This is a genomic window from Actinoplanes sp. NPDC051475 (assembly GCF_040689425.1).
Taxonomy (GTDB): domain Bacteria; phylum Actinomycetota; class Actinomycetes; order Mycobacteriales; family Micromonosporaceae; genus Actinoplanes.
Window position 1 is genome coordinate 382,485 of record NZ_JBFAZZ010000003.1, and the last position, 20,145, is coordinate 402,629.

Genomic DNA, 20,145 nt, shown 5'->3' on the forward strand with positions numbered 1-20,145 from the left:
CACGACATGTCTGCAGCACCCAGTTTCCGTTCCATCCGACCCAAGACGCTCACCGGCGACTCGTCCGACGAGGCCACCCGCTACGAGCAACTGCCCGGCCAGTCGATCCCGCACGTGATCCGGGCCGTCGCCGCCGGCCTCGAGCTGGGGGCCTGGGCGGAGCAGAACGGCCGGCGCATCGACACGCTGCTCGCCGAGCACGGGGCCCTGCTGTTCCGCGGATTCGCGGTGGAGCAGCAGACAGGCTTTCCGCGGTTCGCCGCCGCGGTCGGCGGCGGTGGGCTCGACTACACGCAGCGCTCCACCCGGCGGACCAAGCAGGCCAAGGGCGTCTACACCTCCACCGAGTACCCGGCTCCGCTGACCATCGAGCTGCACAGCGAGAACGCCTTCCAGCGGTCCTGGCCGCAGCGCATCATGTTCCACTCGGTCGTCGTCGCCGAGACGCAGGGCGCCACCCCGATCGCCGACAACGCGCGGGTGTACGACGAGATCGACCCGGGGGCACGCGGCGAGTTCGAGCGGCGCGGCATCCGCTACGTCCGCAACTTCGGCGCCGGCCTGGAACTGCCCTGGCAGGAGGCGTTCCAGACGGACACCCGCGAGGAGGTCGAGGAGTACTGCCGCAGCCAGGACATGACCTGGGAGTGGAAGCAGGACGACCGGCTGCGTACCGACCAGGTGCTTCCCGCGGTGATCCAGCCGCCGTGGATCGGGCGGCCGGTGTGGTTCAACCAGGCACACCTGTTCCACGTCACCAACCTCGCGCCGGACATCCGCGCCGCCATGCTGGAGTCGATGTCGGAGGCCGACCTGCCCCGCCACGCCTACTACGGCGACGGCGGGGTGATCCCGGACGACCACATGGCGAACGTCCGGGCGGCGTACGACCGGTGCCGCACCCGTTTCTCGTGGGCCACCGACGACGTCATGCTCGTCGACAACCTGCGGATGTGCCACGGCCGTGAGCCCTTCACCGGCGCCCGCAAGGTGCTGGTCTCGATGTCCGACCCGGCCGATTACAGCATGTTCCCCGTACCCGCGACCCCGGCTTCCGGCCGGCAAGGCCGCTGAGGAGAGATCGAATGACCACCCAGCACCTCGCCTCGGTGCAGCAGTCCGAACGGGCGGGCGGACACCTGGCGTCCGTCACCGTGACGCTGCCGTCCGATGTGGATGAGACCCGCGCCCGGGCCGCCGCCGAGCAGCTCGTCGGCCGTCACGAGCTGCTGCACAGCCGGCTGATCAAGGCTTCCGACGGACGCACTGTGCAGGAAGCGCTCGACGGCGCGGCGCTCGTCTGGCAGCCGGGTGAGGACCCGGAGTTCGGCACCGAGGCCCGGTTGGCCGGATCACCGCTACGCGTCCAGCTCAGCACCGGCCCGCAGGCCCCCGGCCAGGCGCGCATCCGGCTGACGCTGCCCTCGACGTACGCCGACGCGGGCGCACTGCTCGTCCTGGCCCGGGAGCTGCCCCTGCTGGCCGCCGGCCGGGACCTGCCCGATCCGGTGCAGAACAGCCAGTACGCGGCCTGGCAGGCCGAGGAGGCGAGCGACGGTACCGGTGCCGCTGTGCTGCCGCCCGCCGGCCCTAGGGACTCCGCCGACGAGGCGGACGTGCCGGACGAGCCGCACCACGGGCTGACCGCCCGGATGCAGGGCGCCCCGTGGGCCGCCGTCGTGTCCCGCGCGCAGGAGCTCGGCTGCGGAACCGGCGCGCTGCTGCTCGCGGCCTGGGAGATCGTGCGGGCGCGCCGCGGCCTGGACCGCCGGACCTGCGTCTACCTGGACCACCGCGACGTCTACCCGGACCTGGCCGACTCGGTGGGCGTGCTGTCCTGGTACCTGCCGCTGGGCACCGACCTCGTCGACGACGACCCGGTCCGCGACGCCGTCGGCCGGGTCGGCAAGGACGTCCAGCAGCTCACCGCGGCGCTCGACTCGTTCCGCTGGCGCGACGCCGCCCGGGACGCGTACGCGTCGGACAGCCGTGCCCCGCGCCGCCCGGTGCTGTTCGCCGCCCACCCCGTACCGGCGGACGTCCTCGCGGCCGACCCGGAGCTGATCGAGCCCAGCCACCGGCCGCGCCTGTCGGTTCACGTCCTGCACCACGCCGAAGCGGCCCGGATCGACGTGCTCCACCATCCGGGCCTGGTGTCCGATGCCGAGGCCGCGGCGTTGCTGGACAGCTTCCTCGCGGTGATCAACGGTGTTGCCGAGGACCCGGACCGCCCGATCGCCGATCTGCCCCTGCTCACCGCAGCGGCCCGCCGGCGCGTGCTGGACGACTTCGGGCACGCTCCGGAGCGGCTCGAGCGACCGGAAGGAACCGCGTACGACCGGATCGCCGCTCAGGCCGAGCGGACACCGGAGCGGGTCGCGGTGGTCGACGGCGAACGCGAGTGGACCTACGCCGAACTGCTGCAGCGGGCCGGCTGCGTCGCGGCGGCGATCACCGCGGCGGGTGCGCGCCCCGGGGCCAGGATCGCTCTGCTGCTCGACCGCAGCGCCGACATGGTCGCCGCAGTGCTGGGCACCTGGCGGGCCGGTATGTGCTATGTGCCCGTCGACCCCGGGACGCCTGCCGAGCGGCTGGGGTTCATGCTCGCCGACAGCGGGGCGAGCCTGCTGGTCACCGACCTCACCGGGCAGTCCCGACCCGATGCCGGTGAGGTCGCCGTTCTCGACCTGGCCGCGGTGGGTGCCTGCGCGCCGGTGACCGGGCCGCAGGACGAGACCGAGCCGGCGTACGTCATCTACACCTCGGGCACGACGGGCCGGCCGAAGGGCGTGATGGTCGAGCACCGGTCGCTGGTGAACCTGGCGCTCGCCCACCAGGTGCGCATCTACGGGCACCATGCCGCGACCGGGGCCGGGCTGCGGGCCAGCCTCAACGCGCCGCTGGCGTTCGACGGCGCCGCCGAGCGGATCATGCTGCTCGCGCGCGGTGACACGCTGTTCGTGGTCGACGACGAGACCCGCCGCGACCCGGAGGCGTTCGTCGGGTTCGCCCGCCGGCACCGGCTGGACGTGCTCGACGGCACGCCGGCGTTCATCAACGCCGTCCTGCAGGCGGGGCTGCTGGCCGATGGCGCGCACCAACCGCGGGTGATCCTGGTCGGCGGCGAGGCGATCGGGCCGGCGCTGTGGCAGACGATGTCCGCCAGCACGGTCGCCTTCTACAACGTGTACGGGCCGACGGAGGCGACCGTCAACGCGGCGGTGGGCCGGGTGACCGGAGCGCGCCCGCATCTCGGGCACGCACTGCCCAACGTCCGTCTGTACGTCCTGGACCGGCGGCAGCGCCCCGTGCCGGTGGGGATGCCGGGCGAGATCCACGTGGCCGGCGCGGGCGTGAGCCGGGGCTATCTGCACCGGCCCGAGCTGACCGCACGGGCTTTCCTGACGAACCCGTTCGCGCCGGAAGACCCCGTCTACCGCAGGATGTACGCGACCGGCGACCTCGGCCGGTTCCGGCCCGACGGCACGATCGAGTTCCTGGGCCGCACGGACGGGCAGATCAAGCTGCGCGGGTACCGGATCGAGACCGGGGAGCTGCAGACGCTGCTCACCGAGGAGCCGGGGGTCCAGGACGCGCTGGTCCGGCTCGCCGGTGACGACCCGGCGACGCAGAGCCTGGTGGCCTACGTCGTCGCGGCCACCGCCGAGCATGCCGGCCTGGGCCATCGGCTGCGCGCCCGGCTCACCGACCGGGTCCCGGCCTACATGGTCCCGGCCCGCTTCGTCGCGCTGGCGGAGTGGCCGCTCACCCGCAACGGCAAGATCGACGTCGCGGCCCTGCCGGCGGCGGACGGGGAGGTCCCCACCCAGGAGTACGTCGCGCCGCAAGGACCGGTCGAGACGGCCGTCGCGCGGGTCTGGTCGGAGGTGCTGCAGTGCGACCGGGTGTCGGCCACAGCCGGGTTCTTCGAGGTCGGCGGCCATTCGCTGCTGGTGCCGGTGCTGATGCGGCGGCTCTCCGACGAGTTCGGGGTGGCGCTGCCGATCCGGACGATCTTCTCCGCCCGTACGGTCACGGCCATGGCGGCGAAGATCTCGGAAGATCTCCCCGCGCAGTGACCGGAGCCGAGCTGAGCGCGGGCCGGCATCCGGTGGTGCCGGCCCGCGGCGGCGGGTCAGCGGTTGTCCGCCGAACCCGCCGGCTCGAGGTGGGCGACGTGAGCGGCGTGCGCAGGAGCCCGGACCCCGGTCCAGGCCGCGGCGAAGGCGACCGCGCCCAGCACCACGCACAGCATCCAGGCCCCTCGCCCGTACGCCTGGAAAAGGGTCGTGCCGACGACCGGGCCGATCGCGAACGCGGCGGTCTGGCAGGCGCTGAGCGCCCCGATGTAGCGGCCCCGCAGGGCCTGCGGGCCGGCGAGCGCCGGATACGCGTTGGCCGACGGCCCGCTGACGATCTCGCCGGCGGTCCAGACCAGCGCGGCCAGCATGAAGGCCCAGGCCGCGTCGGCGATCCCGAAGGATGCCAGCCCGAGGGCGATGAACAGGTCACCGACCGCGATCACCGCCCGCATCGGCAGCCGCTGCACGAACCGGGTCAACGGCAGCTCGAAGAGGATGACCAGGGCGCCGTTGAGCGCGATGACGGCGCCGTACAGCGTCGTCGGTTCACCTTCGGCGGTCAGCTGCAGCGGCAGGATGATCTGGTACTGGACCTCGACGAGCGCCGTGGCGAAGCCGGCGGCCAGTACGAGCAGGTACCGCCAGTCGGCCAGCATGCCGGCCGCCGGGGCCTTCTCGCCGGTTTCGCCGGGGGCCCCGGGCTCGGTGGCGTGGGCGGCGCCGGTCTCCGGCAGGGCGACCAGGGCCACGACGCCGAAGAACAGACACGTCGCGGCGTCGATGGCGAACACCAGCGTGTACGAGTGGACCGCCACCCAGGCACCGATCAGCGGACCGACCGTGGCACCGACGTTCAGGGCCAGCCGGCTCGCCGCGGCGGCCGTGACCAGGCTCCGCGCCGGGGTCAGCTGCGCGATCATGGACGAGGCCGCCGGCCGGTACGCCTGGGTGAAGGCACCCGCCAGGGCGCTGGTCACCAGCAGCACGGTGTAGGTGTGCTCGACCGCGACGGCGCCCACCGCGACACCGGCGAGCAGCATCGACACCACGATGACGCGGCGGGGGCCGAACCGGTCGGCGGCGCGGCCGCCGGCGTACACCCCGGCGATCGACCCGACACCGAACGCGGTGAGCACGATGCCGGCCCGGGAGGGACTGTAGCCCAGGTGCGTCATGTAGAGGATCAGGAAGATCGAGATGAAACTGCCCATCCGGTTGACCGCGATGCCGAAAAGCAGCACGATCACCGGCCGCGGGAGTGAGCGCAGCGTGCGCCACGTTCCCTCGGGGCGCTTTGCGGTCTCTTGCTCAACCACCTGGCGGGTGTCCTCTCGCCTGTCCGGGACGGAACCGTCCGTGCGACGGCCAGGCCCTAGAGTAAGGGACTCCGGACCTCATATGACCAATGTGTATGAATCCACACAAGACAGTCGCGATCCGTTGCGCCGCAGTTGCTTTCGGTTGCCGACGCCTGCGCGACCGCGACCGCATACCACCCGAGCGAAGGACCTGACATGCCGACACTGACCCGCAAGGAACACATCGTGGTCGTGGATGCGTACTCCGGCGGGAAATATTTGCTCGCGGCTTACCAAGCGCTCGGCTTCCCGGTGCTGCACGTGCAGTCGGGCCCGATCGACTACTACGCGGCGGACAACGCCGTCGCGGCGCAGCGCGCGGAACGGCACCTGTCCTTCGACGGCGACCTCGACGCCCTGGTGGACGAGCTGCGCGCCACCCCGGTCCGGGCCGTCCTCGCCGGCAGCGAAGGCGGCGTCCTGCTCGCCGACCAGCTCGCCGACCAGCTCGACGTGCCGTTCCGCAACGACCTGAGCTCCTCGCTCGCCCGCCGCGACAAATTCGTCATGCAAGAGCAGATCCGCGCGGCCGGGCTGGCCGCGATCGCCCAGGCCCGGGTGTCCGACCCGGCCGAGCTCGACGCCTGGCTCGCCGACCACGACGCGTATCCCGTGGTGGTCAAGCCGCTGCGCAGCGCCGCCACCGACGGCGTCCACATCTGCCGATCCCGCGACGAGGCGCAGACGGCACTCGCCGTTCTGCGCGCGCACCCGGACATGTTCGGGCAGCCCAACACCTCCGTGCTGGTCCAGGAGTTCCTGGGCGGCACCGAGTACGTACTGAACGGCATCGCCTGCGACGGCCGGTACGTGTTCACCGAGGGCTGGCTGTCGCGCAAGGTCGACAACGCCGGTTACCCGGTCTACGACACGCAGTACCTGTTCTACCGCGGCGATCCTGGCTTCGAGCAGATGTCGGCGTACGTCGTCGAGGTGTGCCGCGCGCTCGGCATCGTCAACGGGCCGTTCCACGCCGAGGTCATGCTGACCGCCGACGGAGCGGTGCTCATCGAGATCGCCGCGCGGGTGGCCGGCGGTGCCGACCCGTACGTGGTGGAGACCTGCCTCGGGCACTCGCAGATCCGCCTGCTGGTCGAGGCGTCGCTGCACCCGGCGCAGTTCCGGGAGTCGTACCGTGAGCGGCCCGCCGAGCGGCCGTACCGCAGGGCCGCGTACGTGTACCTGATCAGCCCGGCCCCGGGGCGGGTGAAGGGGGTCGACCTCGAGGACTTCCTCCAGATCGACGGCGTGATCCGCGCCGACTACAAATACCAGGTCGGCGACCTGCAGAAGATGACCCGCGATCTGATCACCGCCGCCGGTCTGGTGCTGGTCAGCGCCGACGACCCGGACCGGCTGGACGCCGCGGTGGCCCGCATCCGTGCGACCGAGACCCAGATGTACGCCCGAAACGTCACGGAGGAGAGCCCGATCGATGAGTAACCAATACCGGACCAGCCCCCTGGTCGTCCTGATCGGCTCGAAGCCGGCCGAGGGATACCAGACGCTCGCCCGGCTCGGGATTCCGTACATCTGGGTGGTCGACCCGGTGGACGGACCGCTGCCCGAGGCCGAGGGTTTCGTCGAGGTGCTCGAGGTGCCGTTCAAGAGCGAACCGGAGGCGCTGCTCAGCCGGGTCGTGCCGGCCGGCGTGCAGGCCGTGGTCTCGTTCACCGAGATGGGATCGTTGCCGGCCGCCCTGCTCTCGGAGGCGCTCGGGCTGCCCACGGTGCCGGTCCGGGCGGTCGTCCGCGCCCGGCACAAGCTGCTGATGCGCCGGGTCCTCGCGGCCGACCCGGACGCGCTCGCCTTCGGTGTCGTCGGCTCCGACGACCCGGCCGGGACGGACTTCCCGGTGATCGTCAAGCCCGCCGACGGCACCGGCAGCATGGGCGTGGAGTACGTCGCGGACGCGGCAACCTACCGCGACAGGTTCGCCGCGCTCACCGGGGCGATGTGGGAGCACTACATCGGCGGAACCGAGTACAGCGTGGAGGCGGTCTCCTCCGGCGGCCGCCACCGGATCCTCGGCATCACCGCCAAGCAGACCACGGGCAAGCCCTACTTCGTGGAGACCGGCCACGAGGTACCGGCACCCCTGACCCCCGAGGAGGACCAGGCGATCCGCGCCGGCGTGCTGCGCTGCCTGGACGCCCTGGAGATCACGGCCGGCGGCTCGCACACCGAGGTCAAGGTCGAGAACGGCCGCGCGGTCGTGATCGAGACCCACACCCGCCCCGGCGGCGACCGCATCCCGCTGCTCACCCGGCTGGTGGGTGGCGCCGACCAGTACGAGCACGCCATCCGCTCGCTGCTGCCGCAGATCGGGACCAGCGACGAGGCACCGCGTCACAAGCACGCCGCGGTGCACTACTTCCCGTGGCAGGGGGTGACCGTCGACGGCGTCGACAACCTGGAGCAGTGCCGGTCGATGCCGGGCGTCGAGGAGCTGGTGGTGCAGGTGGCCGACGGGTCCGCGGTTCCGGTGTGGCGGTACAGCCACGAACGGCCCGGGCACGTCGTGGTCGGGGCGGACGACCGGGAGGAGCTGCGCCGGCGGCTCGCCGCGGTCGAGCAGGCGATCCGGCCCCGGCTGAGCTGACCGCGCTCGCACGCCGGGCCGGCGGGCCACCGCCGGACCGGTGAGGGCCGTCCCAGCGGAGCGATATTCGCTCGCGCCTCACCGTGCCCGCTCTTCGAGCATCCGTTGATCACCGTCAGTACAGGTTCGGTCGACCGCCCGCCGGCCGCGTTGAAGTAGCCGCCGCGCGGGCGACTCCACTGCCACGTAAAGCAAACTCGCTATACCAAGCGACACGGCAAAGCAGCCCAGCGAGTACGGCACGCCCTCGCCGACAGCACGCCCACGTTCGTCCACCGCGACTATTCCGACTCGTAACACCAGTAGGTGGACCAGATAGAACGCGTACGACACCTCACCCAGGCGCACCATGAGCGGGTGGCCGGCGCCGGACCTGTGCCCGCTGCGATCGGCGTGCGCTGCTGCGGCGATCAACAGCACGAAACCGGGCAGTGTCGCCGCCGCGTAGCGATACGGCGTGGGAACGAAACTGGCCAGTAGACAGCCCCCAGCCGCCATCGCCACCGCGGCCGCCATCGGCGGACGGAAGCGCCACGCGCCGGTGACGACGAGCCGGGCCAGCACCACGCCGACCACGAACTCCGGTAGCCGGCCCGGCGGCGTCCAGTGAAAGAACCACGTCGCCGCATCGCGGCCGGCGACCGCGCCGAGCAGCGCCGGCCCGACCGGCACCACCAGCGCTGCGGCACCGCCGAACATCCACAGGCCGGATGCGCTCAGCCGCCGAGTTGCCGCCACGAGACACGGCAGCAGCAGGTAGAAGAGCGCTTCGCAGGACAGCGTCCAGCTCACCGTGTTGAGGCTCTGGACATACGCCTCGTGCGGCATCCAGGCGTGCGTCAGGGTGAGGTTCGTCAGGATCACCGTCAGGGACGGGGCGGGACCGCGCTCATACGAGATCACCAACAGCAGAGCGGCCAGGGCAGTGAACAGGTGCAGCGGATACACACGCGCGAACCGCGCGCGATGAAACCCAGGACGTGACCTGTACGACCAGGCCAGTACGAAGCCCGACAACACGAAGAAGAAGGACACCCCGGCACTGCCCCCGCGGAACAACGTTGCGGCCACCGCGCCTGCGTCGCCTCGCAGAGCCCCCACGATGTGCAGGTGGAAGGCGAAGACGAAGAACGCTGCCGCCCAGCGAAGCCCGGTCAACGAGGGTAACCGCGCGACGGCCGCTTCAGCCTCCCCGGAGGCGGTCGACGAGACAGCCAGTTTGATCATGGCAGGAATGTAGAAGGCAGCCGCCACCGGCTGGGAGGGCGACTGGTCGTCATCCGCCGCGACTGGCCCTTCGGCACCGCGCTCACGGCCCTCATGGCCGTCGTGAAGGACCAGGCTCACCGTCTCGCACGCGGCGTCCGTGACCACGCTCGAGCTCAGCCGTGCGCCGCGGTGGTCCGCACCTGGTTGCGGCCGCCCCGCTTGGCGGCGTAGAGCTGCTCGTCGGCGGCGGTGATCGCGAAGTCCAGGGTGGTGACCTGGTCGAGCAGCACCGCCCCGACCGACACGGTGACGTCGACCTGGCGCCCGTCCGGCAGCGGCACCGGCTCGCCGCAGACGGCCGTGCGGACCTTCTCGGCGACCAGTTCCAGCACCCCGGCATCGGGTACGGCACCCAGCAGCACGCAGAACTCCTCGCCGCCCCAGCGCCCCACCACGTCGTCGCGGCGCACCGCCGCGGCCATCCGGCGGGTCACCGCGACGATGACGGCGTCGCCGGCGTCGTGCCCGTACCGGTCGTTGATCTGCTTGAAGTGATCGATGTCGATGAGCAGGATGCCCGTGCCGCTCTCGTCGCGGGGCACCCCGTCGAAGGCCTCACCGAACGCCCGGCGGTTGGCGGCGCCGGTCAGCGGGTCGGTCCGCGACAGCTGGTCGGCGGCGGCGCGGGCCGCCTCCAGCCGCGCCTGGACGCGGCGCACGTCGGCGAAGAGAAGGCCCACGCGGACCATCAAGGCGAGATAGCTCACCGTGACAAGGCCGATCGCGATCGGGTTGGAGTCGCCGTAGACGGCGTGCAGCAGCACCGCCAGCACCACGAGTGCGCAGCAGGCGGGGGCGGCGAACATCCGCCAGCCGGTGACCTGCACCTGCTCCACCCGCTTCACCGGCTGCCACGCCGCCCGGGCCAGCATCACCGCCACGACCGGCCACGCGCCGAACAGGATCCGGTCGGAGGTCTGCGCCGACAGGTAGGCGCCGTCGATCATGACGCTGCCAGCCAGGCCGGCGACGAGCCAGCCCCAGCCGCCGTGCAGCCGCCAGCCGTGCACGGCGAGCACACTGGTGACCATCGCCAGCAGCACGATGTCCCCGGCCGGGTAGGAGAACTCCGCCAGCAGGTCCACCCCGCGCACCGACTCGGCGTCGTCGGGCAGGTAGCCGCCGATCACAACGACGGCGTACACGGCCCCGGTGGCGCAGCCCACCACGACCCCGTCGAGCCACAGGTTGCGCGGCACGGCCGAGATCCGGGCACGCAGCAGCAGCACCAGCGCGGCGCCGACCAGCGGGTACCAGGCCAGCCACGCCACGTCGCCCCAACTGAACAGCGGGTACGTATCGAGCTGGCGCAGCCACATCAGGGAGTACACGTTGCCCAGCCCCCACAGCAGCAGCGCGCACCCCAGCAGCGCCCACGCCGACCGCTCCACCCGGGTCGCCGCGGCCCGGCACAGACACGCGCCGGCCGCGAGCAGCACCGACAGGGTGTACAGGACGTACCTCGAGTCGCCGTCACCGAGCACCACCCGGGGGCCGAGCAGCGCCCCGACGGCGGCGACGACCGCTACGGCCACGGTGAGCAGCACCAGCGATGCGCCCGCCCGAGCGCCCCACGAGGGTACGCGGACGCCGACCAGCTGCCCCACTCTTCTCACCTCAGCCCTATCGACCGAATCCGCACTCGGCTGACCGATTCCGCCGACGCCATCCGTTTACGGGTAGACCTACCGAGGGAGCCTGCGGTGGTCCTCTGCGACCGAGCCCGGCACGGGCCTACGCGGCGATAGATCGGCAATCCTCAATCTAGTTCTTCGATGAAACACATTCATCAGGAGAAAATGAACGGACGTGACGGCCCTCATATATCCACCCCGCGGTCGAGTTCAGTTAACAAACCTATGCTTTTCTGATGCCCGGGGATTCGGCCCGTCGAGGCCGTACAAATGGAAACTTTGGGGAGCACCGTCATGCCCGCGTCAGCCGCGCTCGACGCGCCGCCGGCCAGCGAAGCCAGCGCAATTCCTGAGCCACTGCTACCGGCTCCGCCGGACGATACCGAGCTGTACGCCTATTTCGGCCCTCAGCGCCGATGGGTTCTGTTGTGCGTGTCACTGTCGTACTCGTTCACGGCGGCCACGCTGTTCTATTTCGCATTGCGGCACCCCTCCTTGTGGGTCTTTCTGATCGTTCTGGCCCTCAACGTCGCCGGGTGGGTCATGTCCTGCGTGGACGGTCAGCGTCAGCGCCGCATCACCCGCGACTCGCACGAGTTGCTCCTGCGGGCCTGGCGGCCGGCCGTCGTGCCCAGCGTGGATGTCTTCCTGCCCACCTGCGGAGAGCCGATGGCGGTGCTGCGCAACGCGTACGACCACGTGGCGCGGCTGCGGTGGGGTGGGGCGCTGCAGCTCTGGGTGCTCGACGACGCCGGCCGGCCCGAGGTCCGGGACCTTGCCGGCGAGTACGGGTTCACGTACCGGAGCCGAGCTGACCGAGGGCACCTCAAGAAGGCAGGCAACCTCAACGACGCCCTCGGACACAGCGACGGCGACCTGATCGCGATCCTCGACGCCGACTTCTGCCCGCGCCCGGACTTCCTGCACCATCTCGTGCCCTACCTCGAGGCGCCCGACATCGGCATCGTGCAGAGTCCACAGTCCTTCGACACCGACCCCCGGATGCCGTGGTTGCAGCGTGCCGCAGGCTCGGCCCAGGAATGGTTCTTCCGTTGGCTGCAACCGTCGCGGGACGCCGACGACGCGGCCATCTGCTGCGGCAGCAACGCCGTCTACCGACGGTCCGCGGTGGAGCGCATCGGCGGCTTTGCGCGCCTCGAGCACAGCGAGGACCTGTACACCGGGCTGGCGATGCTGGGCGTCGGATACCGTACCCGCTACGTCCCCGTCCAGGTCGCCAAGGGGCTGTCTCCCGACACGCTGCCGGCCTTCGTCAACCAGCAGTACAGGTGGGCCATGGGCAACCTGCACCTGCTCGTCGACTCCGGGTTCCGCCGCATGCCGGCGTCGTGGCGGTTACGGATGGCGTACGCCAACGGCGTGCTCGGCTACCTGCTGGCGGCGGTCAACGCCTTCGCCGCACCGCTGCCGCCGCTGGTGATGATGTTCTGCTTCCCGGACGAGATCCGGGCCTGGCACGTCCTGCCGCTGCTCGCGCCGCTGTGGGTCTGGCTGGTGCTGCTGCCCTCGGTCTCAGTGACGCGGTGGCGGATGGAAGTGATCCGCGCGCACCTGATGGTGAGTTTCGCCGGCGCGGTCGCGCTGCTGCACACCCTGCGACACCGGACGGAGGCCTGGGTGCCCACGGGCGCCGGCAGCGGGCGCTCACCGCTGGCCCGTACCGTCGGCCGGATCGCCCTGGGCTGGCTGGCCACCACGACGGTGGCCACGTGGATCGGTGTCGCCTACGACGTAGCGCGCTACGGCTGGGTGCAGCACTGGGGAGTCGCGGGCTACGCCGCACTCACCTCGTATCTGACCGTGCCGCTCATCGCGGCCCTGTGGCAGCGGGAGAACCGATGACAGGCGCTCGGAATCAGCTTCGCATCGACGGCGACCGGATAGGTTGGCCGGAATCCGTGGCCGTCACCGCCGTCCTTGCCCTGATCGCACTGATCGCTTCCGGTTGGGTGGACCCGATTCTGCCCTGGGTCCGGTGACGGCGACCATGATGCTGACCGCCGCCCCCGCTCCGGTCGCGTCCGCAAACGCGACTGCGTTCGCGTACCGGCTGAACTTCCGTCCCGACATCGAGGGCCTGCGGGCCGTCGCGATTCTCACCGTGCTCGGCTTCCACGCCGGTGTCCCGTTCTTCGCCGGCGGATATGTCGGCGTGGACGTCTTCTTCGTCGTGTCCGGTTTTCTCATCACGGGACTACTGCTGGCCCGCGTCACGGCGCACGGCACATTCTCGCTGGCGGACTTCTACGCCCGGAGGGCCCGGCGCATTCTGCCGGCGGCCGGCGTGACACTCGCCGCGACGGCGGTCGGATGTTGGCTCCTGCTTCCGCCGTTGGGCCGCGCCGACGCCGCGTACGACCTCATCGCTGCTGCGCTCAGCATGGCGAACTGGCGGTTCATCGCCGGCCAGACCGACTATCTGGCCGCCCACGCCGAGCCGAGCCCCGTGCTGCACTTCTGGTCCCTGGCCACCGAGGAGCAGTTCTACCTGGGGTGGGCGCCGCTGGTGCTGCTGATAGCTGTGCTGGCTCGCCGGCGCGGCCGTTCGGCGCTTCCGGGGATCGCGGTCGCGGTGGGCGTGGTGACAGCCGGCTCGTTCGCGCTGAACCTGAGCTGGACCGCGACCGCGGCGCCGCTGGCGTACCTGTCTTCACCGTCGCGGGCGTGGCAGTTCGGGATCGGCGCCGCCGCCGCCCTCGCCGCGCCGTACGTGGCCCGGGTGCTGTCGGGTCGCGGCGAAGCCTGGGCGCGGGCGGCGATCGGCTGGGGCGGTGTCGCGGCGATCGTGTGGGCGACGGTGACCTTCGACGGGCTCACCGCGTTCCCCGGCACGGCGGCGCTGGTCCCGACGCTCGGTGCCGCCGCGGTCGTGCTCGCCGGTCAGCGCGCCGACGACCGGTCGCCGGCGGGCGTGGAGGCGGGACGGCTGCTCGCCACCGGGCCGGCGCGGGCGGCCGGGCGTCTCTCGTACGCCTGGTACCTGTGGCACTGGCCGGTGCTCGTGCTTGCCCAGGCGCGTCTTGGCGAGCTGGGCTGGCCTGCACGCCTGGCGCTGGTCGTGGCGGCGGGCGTACCCGCCGCCCTGACCACCCGGCTGGTCGAACGCCCGCTGCGGTTCTCGCTCGTGGTGGCCGCCAGGCCTCGCCGGGGACTGGCCGTCGGCGCCGTCGCGGTGGCCGTGCCGCTGGCCGCGGCGCTGCTGCTGGGCAGCGGAGCGATCCGCATGCTGGAGGCAGATGCGCGCAGCGCGGCCGGTCCCCTTCCCGTGGGCGCGGCAAGCGGGCCATGGCTGCTCGCCGCACCCGGACCGGCCGCTCAGGGCGGACCGGTTCGGCCGGCTCCGGCGCAGGCCCGCGTCGACTTCCCGCCGATCGCCGGTTGCGAGATCCCGCCGGAAGCCACGACCAGCCCGGCATGCCGGTACGGCGCGAGCGGCGCGCACGATCGGATCGTGCTGATCGGCGACTCGCACGCCGGGCAGTGGTTCGCCGCGGTGAACGAACTCGCATCGCGCCGCGGCTGGGCGGTGGAGGTGCTGGTCAAACAGGGGTGTCCGCTGCCCCGGTTGACCGTGCGCAGCCCGCAGCTCGGCCGCACCTACACCGAGTGCGACAGCTGGCGCCGGCAGACGCTCTCCCGGCTGGCGGCCGAGCCCCGGCCGCGCCTGATCCTGGCGGCAAGCCTGAACCGGTACACCGCCGACGCCCGTGTGCTGGCCCAGGGCTGGGACAACTCACTGGACCGGCTGGTCGCGACGGGCGCACCTGTCGCGTACCTGCGGGACACCCCCACCTTCGGCCGGGACGTGCCCACGTGCATGTCGGGCGAGCTGAAGTCCTGGCATCGATGCGCCGTCACGCGGCAGGCGGCGCTGCCACCCGACCAGCTCGCCGAGAAGCTCGCGCACCGCCCGCGGCAAGGAGTGTCGGTCGTCGACCTGACCGACGCGCTCTGTCCGCCTGGGCCACGGTGCCCGGCCGTACGCGAGGGCATCCTGCTCTACCGCGACGGCGCGCACCTCACCAGCACCGCCGCCGCCGTCTTGGCGCCGCGGCTCGACCACGAGCTGGACCGGCTCGGGCTCCTGCCGGCGGTGGACCGGTGAGGCGGCTCGCGGCCGGAGTCGCGGTGGCGGCGGCGCTGGCGGTCACCGGTTGCACGCCGCCGAATCCGGATCCGGCCCCGGGACCGTCCGGCTCTCCCTCTTGGTCCGGCGTCTGGCGTGACGACTTCACCGGGGCAGCGGGCAGTCGGCTGTCCGATGAGTGGCGTTACGACGTCGGCACCTGCTACCCGGGCTGCCCGGCGCCGCAGTGGGGCACCGGCGAGATCGAGACGATGACGGACGACCCAGCCGACGTCTCCCTCGACGGGGCCGGCCACCTGGCCATCACGCCCCGCAAGGTGGCTGGACGCTGGACCTCCGGCCGGGTGGAGACCGAGCGCGCCGACTTCGAGGCGCCGCCCCGCGGCGTGCTGCGCGTCGAGGCGGCGCTGCGGCTGCCCGACGTGACGGCCGCCGACGGCGCGGGTTACTGGCCGGCGTTCTGGATGCTGGGCGCGCCGTTCCGCGACGGCTACACCGGTTGGCCCGGCGCCGGGGAGATCGACGTGATGGAGTCGGTCAACGGCCGCCCCGCGATCGTCGGCGCCATGCACTGCGGCCAGCTGCCCGACGGCCCGTGCCATGAGGCGCGTGGCGGGCTGGGATCGCCGGAGCAGACCTGCGCCGACTGCGGCCGCCGGTTCCACGTGTACGCGGCGGAGCTGGACGTGTCGAGCAGTCCCGCGGAGGTGCGGTGGTACCTCGACGGCACGATGTTCCACAAGGTCACCGCCGCGCAGGTGGGAGAGCCGGCTTGGAGTCGGGCCACCGGGCACGGCTTCTTCGCCATCCTCAACGTCGCGGTCGGCGGCGCGTTCCCGGCGGCCCTCGGTGGTGAGCCGACGGCGGCCACCAGGCCAGGTCGCTCGATGCTCGTCGACTACGTCGCCGTGTCGCAGCGGCGGCCCGGGTAAGCCCGATCGGGCCGGCGCGGCGACGCCGGACGGTCAGCGCACCAGCCAGCGCTGGGCGCCCGTACCGTTGCACTCCCAGAGCTGGACCAGCGTGCCGTTCGCCGTGCCGTCGCCGTTCACGTCGACGCACTTGCCCGAGCCGGCGCCGACCAGGGTGCCGTCCGGCTTGGCGGTGAAACGCTGGGCCGTCGTGCCGTTGCAGGTCCACAGCTGCACTTTCGTGCCGTTGGCGGTGCCGTTGCCGCTCACATCGAGACACCGATCGCCGTAGATCCGCAGCTCACCGGCACCACTGAGGGTGATCCGCTGATTCGCGCCGCCGTGACAGTCCCAGATCAGCGCCTGCGCGCCGTCGGCGGTGCTCGCTCCGGCGATGTCCAGGCAGCGCAGCGACGTCGTGTGCGACAGCAGCACCGGCGACCCGGCCGGTGGCCTGCTCACCGGGGTGAGGCTGCCGGGCACAAACTTCAGCGCCGCGTACCAGGCGACGGCCATCTTGTCGTATCCGCCGGCGTTCGGGTGCAGACCGTCGGCCAGGTCCGCGGTCGTGAGGGCGGCATGCAGATCGACCAGATGGGTACGGGCACCCTTCTGCGCGACGATCCCGGGAACGGCGGCGTTGAACGTGCGTACCCGTTGCTCGCCGGCCGGGTCGGCGATCGGCGTGATCGTCGCGACGAAGACCTCCGCGACCGGGGCCAGGTTCCGGATCCGGTCGATCAGCGCGGACAACCGGGCCGGCGCGTTGGCGACGTCGTCGTTGCCGTTGATGTCGTTCGTGCCGATGTGCAGCAGGACCGTGCGCGGCGCGGATGTCCTGAGCCAGCCGTCGATGCTGGCGTCGATGTCCCGGATCTTCCAGCCCGAGTGGCCCTCGTGGTCGTGGTCGCCGAGCGCGGCGGGACCGTTGAAGCCCGAGCCGACGAAGTCCACCGTGCGGGCGTCGGCGGCCATCTGCTGCCACAGCTTGATGCGGTAGCCGCCGGGCACGTTGTACCCGTCGGTGATGGAGTCGCCGAGCGGCATGACGCGTACGCCGCCGTTGGACTCCGCCCGGGCCGGCGCCGCCACGGCGGTCGTCAGCCCGGCGGCCAGGGCCAGGCCGAGCCCCACGGCCGCCAGCCTCACGGTCGCGGCGCTCATCCGCGTGCCCAGCGCTGGTTGGCCGCACCGGTGCAGGTCCACAGAACCAGCGGGGTGCCGTTGGCGGTGCCGTGCCCGGAGGCGTCCAGGCACTTTCCGGAGCCGACGCCGACCACCGTGCCGTCGGCGTTGACCGTCCACCGTTGGTGCGCGCCGCCGTGGCAGTCCCAGATCACCACGGGTGTGCCGTCGGTGGTGCCGCCGCCGTACGCGTCGAGGCACTTGAGGTCGAAGACGGTCAGCTCGTTCGAAGCGGTGGATGTCCACGCCTGATTCGTGCCGTTGTTGCAGTCCCAGAGCGCGGGGGCCGTACCGTTGGCCTGGTTGCCGGCCGGCACATCGATGCACTTGCCGGACTCCTGGCCCCTGAGGATCCCGCTGGTGCTGCCGCGTGCCCACTTCTGGTTCACGCCCCCGTCGCAGGTCCGGATCGCCAGGGCGGCGCCGTTGGCCGTACCGTGACCGGTCGCCTCCAGGCACTTGCCCGATGCGACGCCGACGACCGTGCCGTCCGGGTTGAGCGTCCACTGCTGGTTGCCGCCGCCGGTGCAGTCCCAGATGTCGACCGGCGTGCCGTCGGCGGTCCCCGCACCGATGACATCGAGGCACTTCGTGCCGAACACGGTCAGCCGGCGCGACGGCGTGTACGTCCACTGCTGGTTGGCCCCGCTGTTGCAGTCCCACAGCACCGGGCGTGTCCCGCTGGTCTGGTCGCCGCCCGGCACGTCGACGCATCGACCGGACTCCACGCCCTTGAGGATGCCGCCGAGGTCGCCCGCGGCGTTCGGAGCGACGGTCAGGTTGTCGAACTGGTCGGTCTGGTAGCCGACGACCCCGAAGCCGACCTGCCCGGCGGTATAGGCGGTGTCCGTCGTCGTCCCGAGGGCCGTGCCGTCGACGGCCGCCGTGATCCGGTTTCCGGAGAACCCCAGCGACAGCCTGTGCCAGGAGTCCAGCCCCAGCGCCGCGCGGGTACCCGAGACGAGGGTCGTGAGCACGCCGCTGCTGCTGTTACGGGCGATGGACCAGGCGCCTGTGTTGCTCAGCCGCAGCTGGTACCCCGCCTGCTTGTACTGCGGCCGCAGCTGCGTGTTGGCCCGTCCGAGCAAGGTGACGGTGCCGGCCTGCTGCATGTTCACGTCGGTGCTGACCGTGTAGTCGCTCCAGGTGGTGTCGCCGATCAGGCCGTACGCGTCGCTGTCGTCCTGCCAGTTGATCGGCCTCACCGGCGCCACCTGTTGCAGGCACCGGCCGGAGCGTCCGGCGGCACAGTCGCGGATCTCGTACGCGCCCTGCATGGTCTGGAAGTACTTCGCCATACCCCGGTTCGGGTAGCTGTCGTACGTGTCGGAGTACGGCAGCGGCAGCGCGCTGGTCGCGGGGCCGGCCGCCGTACCCTTGCCCTGGCCGGTCGTGGTGGTCAGGGTGTAGATCCGGTTCGGCTGCAGGGTGAGGGAGTAGGCCCCGCCGGCCGGGGTGATGTCGGCTTGCTTGACGAAGTGCTCCGCCGGGTTCGAAGAACCCATGTTCGTCGACCACACATGTACGGTGCCGGTGCTGAGCCCGCCCGAGACGGTCACGTTCACCGTTTGCGTACTGGTGGTGCCGCTGGTCTCGTAGATGGTGGAGTAGTCGCTGTTGTTCGGCGACTTCAGCGACACGTAGCTGCCGTTGGCCCGGTCACCGCCGAGGTAACCGCCGGCCGAGCCGTTCAGGTAGCGCCACCCGGGCCGGGTGAACTGCCCGTAGTGCGCGTTCGCCCACAGGTTCTTGCCGACCCGGTACGCGCCCGACCACGGCGAACCGGCGTCCATCAGGCCGACGGTGGCGTACGGCAGGTTCGGGGTGATCGCGGCGATCAGCGGCCAGTTCATGTACCCGGTCAGCTCGGCGTCGAGGTAGCCGCGGTTGACCGTGCGGATGTACGGCACGACCCCGTCGTTGTCGTCCTGCGACCCGAACTCGCTGGCCCACAACGCTTTCCCGGAGTTCCGCGCGTTCTGGGTGGTGGAGCAGGACTCGGCCTGCGACAGGTACCCGCAGACGTAGTGGTTGCCGAGCACGCCGACGGCGCTGCGCAGGGCCGGGTCGGCGGCGAATTCATCCGCCATGCCCCAGCCGCTGTCGTCGCCGACGATCTGCACGGACCCGTATCCGGCGGCGTTCAGCGACGACCGCAGCATCTTGTACCAGCCGCTGTCGTGGCCACGCTCGTTCCAGCCGCCGAGGTAGTCGATGGTCAGGCCGTGCCCCTTGGCGCAGTTCAGCCAGGAGATGTCGTAGTCGATCATGTCCTGGGACCAGAAGTTCCCGCCGCCGATCCAGCCCGGTGCCGCCCACGGCAGCGCGACGAGCTTGATACCGGGGTTGCGCGCCACAGCCTGCTCACCGAGCCAGAACTCGTAGCCGACGTTGCAGTTGACGTCGCCGCGGACATGCTCGTGGCTGGGCTCGGCGCCGTCGGTGGAGTTCGCGTCGCCGCCGATCTCGAGCTTCAGCAGCTGCACCGCCGCGCCGTAGGCGGGCTTGAACAGGTAGTCGAGGATCTGCGATCGCTGTGGTTCCGGGTAGTCGATCAGCAGCCGGGAGTTGCCGCCGCCGCCACTGATGGCGCCGACACCATCGAACGTACGGCCGGCGATCGCGCCGTTGAGCGCGACCGCGGTGGCGGCGGCCTCCGGTACGGCGGCTTCGGCGGGTCCGGCCGGGGCGATCGTCGACGCGGCGACCGTAGCGACGGCGCAGGCGATGCGAAGTAGCCGGGGCGTGCGGGTAGGAGGCATGGCACTCCCAACAGGACGTGGCGTCTGGTGCGCGGCCGGAGGGTGGCGCAGCAATCGAAGTCTGTCTATAGACGGTTCGCAATGTCAAGGGCCGGTCGCACGGGAAACCACATAGCCGAACATCTATGGACACCGGGCCGCGGGCGCCCCGCGGAGGCGCTGCTCGCCCGATGCGCGTCGACACGGTGCCCTCGGGCGGCAGCAGTGCCCGATGGCCTAGTGACGGTGTTGCGG

At 71.6% G+C, this 20,145-nt stretch carries 12 protein-coding genes; 7 read left to right on the forward strand and 5 right to left on the reverse strand.

Annotated features, from left to right (window positions below):
* The first annotated feature begins 6 nt into the window (after positions 1-6).
* Both AB0368_RS09100 and AB0368_RS09105 read left to right on the forward strand, forming a co-directional pair.
* Positions 7-1,074 (forward strand): TauD/TfdA family dioxygenase, encoded by a 1,068-nt coding sequence (locus AB0368_RS09100; RefSeq protein ID WP_366153272.1) that lies wholly within the window; start codon positions 7-9, stop codon positions 1,072-1,074.
* A gap of 11 nt (positions 1,075-1,085) precedes the next feature.
* Complete coding sequence (locus tag AB0368_RS09105; protein ID WP_366153273.1) at positions 1,086-4,079, forward strand: amino acid adenylation domain-containing protein; 2,994 nt, start codon at positions 1,086-1,088, stop codon at positions 4,077-4,079.
* A gap of 56 nt (positions 4,080-4,135) precedes the next feature.
* Here AB0368_RS09105 and AB0368_RS09110 read toward each other — a convergent pair whose 3' ends face one another.
* Positions 4,136-5,398, reverse strand: coding sequence for an MFS transporter (locus AB0368_RS09110; protein WP_366153274.1), 1,263 nt, complete (start codon positions 5,396-5,398; stop codon positions 4,136-4,138).
* 198 nt (positions 5,399-5,596) lie between these two features.
* On the opposite strand from AB0368_RS09110, the gene AB0368_RS09115 reads away from it, so the two are divergent.
* Both AB0368_RS09115 and AB0368_RS09120 read left to right on the forward strand, forming a co-directional pair.
* Positions 5,597-6,883 (forward strand): ATP-grasp domain-containing protein, encoded by a 1,287-nt coding sequence (locus AB0368_RS09115; RefSeq protein ID WP_366153275.1) that lies wholly within the window; start codon positions 5,597-5,599, stop codon positions 6,881-6,883.
* Entirely contained in the window at positions 6,876-8,042 is a 1,167-nt protein-coding gene (locus AB0368_RS09120) for an ATP-grasp domain-containing protein (RefSeq protein WP_366153276.1), read from the forward strand. The genes AB0368_RS09115 and AB0368_RS09120 overlap by 8 nt, the downstream gene beginning before the upstream one ends.
* A 78-nt stretch (positions 8,043-8,120) precedes the next feature.
* On the opposite strand, the gene AB0368_RS09125 is transcribed toward AB0368_RS09120, so the two are convergent.
* Both AB0368_RS09125 and AB0368_RS09130 read right to left on the reverse strand, forming a co-directional pair.
* Complete coding sequence (locus AB0368_RS09125; protein WP_366153277.1) at positions 8,121-9,416, reverse strand: acyltransferase; 1,296 nt, start codon at positions 9,414-9,416, stop codon at positions 8,121-8,123.
* A gap of 8 nt (positions 9,417-9,424) precedes the next feature.
* Positions 9,425-10,918 carry a GGDEF domain-containing protein gene (locus tag AB0368_RS09130; protein ID WP_366153278.1) on the reverse strand — a complete coding sequence of 498 codons (1,494 nt, stop codon included), beginning with the start codon at positions 10,916-10,918 and terminating at the stop codon, positions 9,425-9,427.
* 321 nt (positions 10,919-11,239) lie between these two features.
* Here AB0368_RS09130 and AB0368_RS09135 point away from each other — a divergent pair, with 321 nt between their 5' ends.
* The 3 genes from AB0368_RS09135 (at position 11,240) to AB0368_RS09145 (ending at position 15,985) form a co-directional block, all read left to right on the forward strand.
* Positions 11,240-12,808 (forward strand): glycosyltransferase family 2 protein, encoded by a 1,569-nt coding sequence (locus tag AB0368_RS09135; protein WP_366153279.1) that lies wholly within the window; start codon positions 11,240-11,242, stop codon positions 12,806-12,808.
* 133 nt (positions 12,809-12,941) lie between these two features.
* Positions 12,942-15,071, forward strand: a complete 2,130-nt coding sequence (locus tag AB0368_RS09140; protein WP_366153280.1) for an acyltransferase family protein — start codon at positions 12,942-12,944, stop codon at positions 15,069-15,071.
* On the forward strand, positions 15,068-15,985 hold the full coding sequence (locus tag AB0368_RS09145; RefSeq protein ID WP_366153281.1) for a glycoside hydrolase family 16 protein: 918 nt from the start codon (positions 15,068-15,070) through the stop codon (positions 15,983-15,985). Before AB0368_RS09140 ends, AB0368_RS09145 begins: the two co-directional genes overlap by 4 nt.
* A 33-nt stretch (positions 15,986-16,018) precedes the next feature.
* Here AB0368_RS09145 and AB0368_RS09150 read toward each other — a convergent pair whose 3' ends face one another.
* Both AB0368_RS09150 and AB0368_RS09155 read right to left on the reverse strand, forming a co-directional pair.
* A complete protein-coding gene (locus AB0368_RS09150; RefSeq protein WP_366153283.1) occupies positions 16,019-17,128 on the reverse strand; it encodes a ricin-type beta-trefoil lectin domain protein in 1,110 nt (369 codons plus the stop codon).
* A complete protein-coding gene (locus AB0368_RS09155) occupies positions 17,125-19,911 on the reverse strand; it encodes a ricin-type beta-trefoil lectin domain protein (RefSeq protein WP_366153284.1) in 2,787 nt (928 codons plus the stop codon). The genes AB0368_RS09150 and AB0368_RS09155 overlap by 4 nt, the downstream gene beginning before the upstream one ends.
* Between the last annotated feature and the right edge of the window lie 234 nt (positions 19,912-20,145).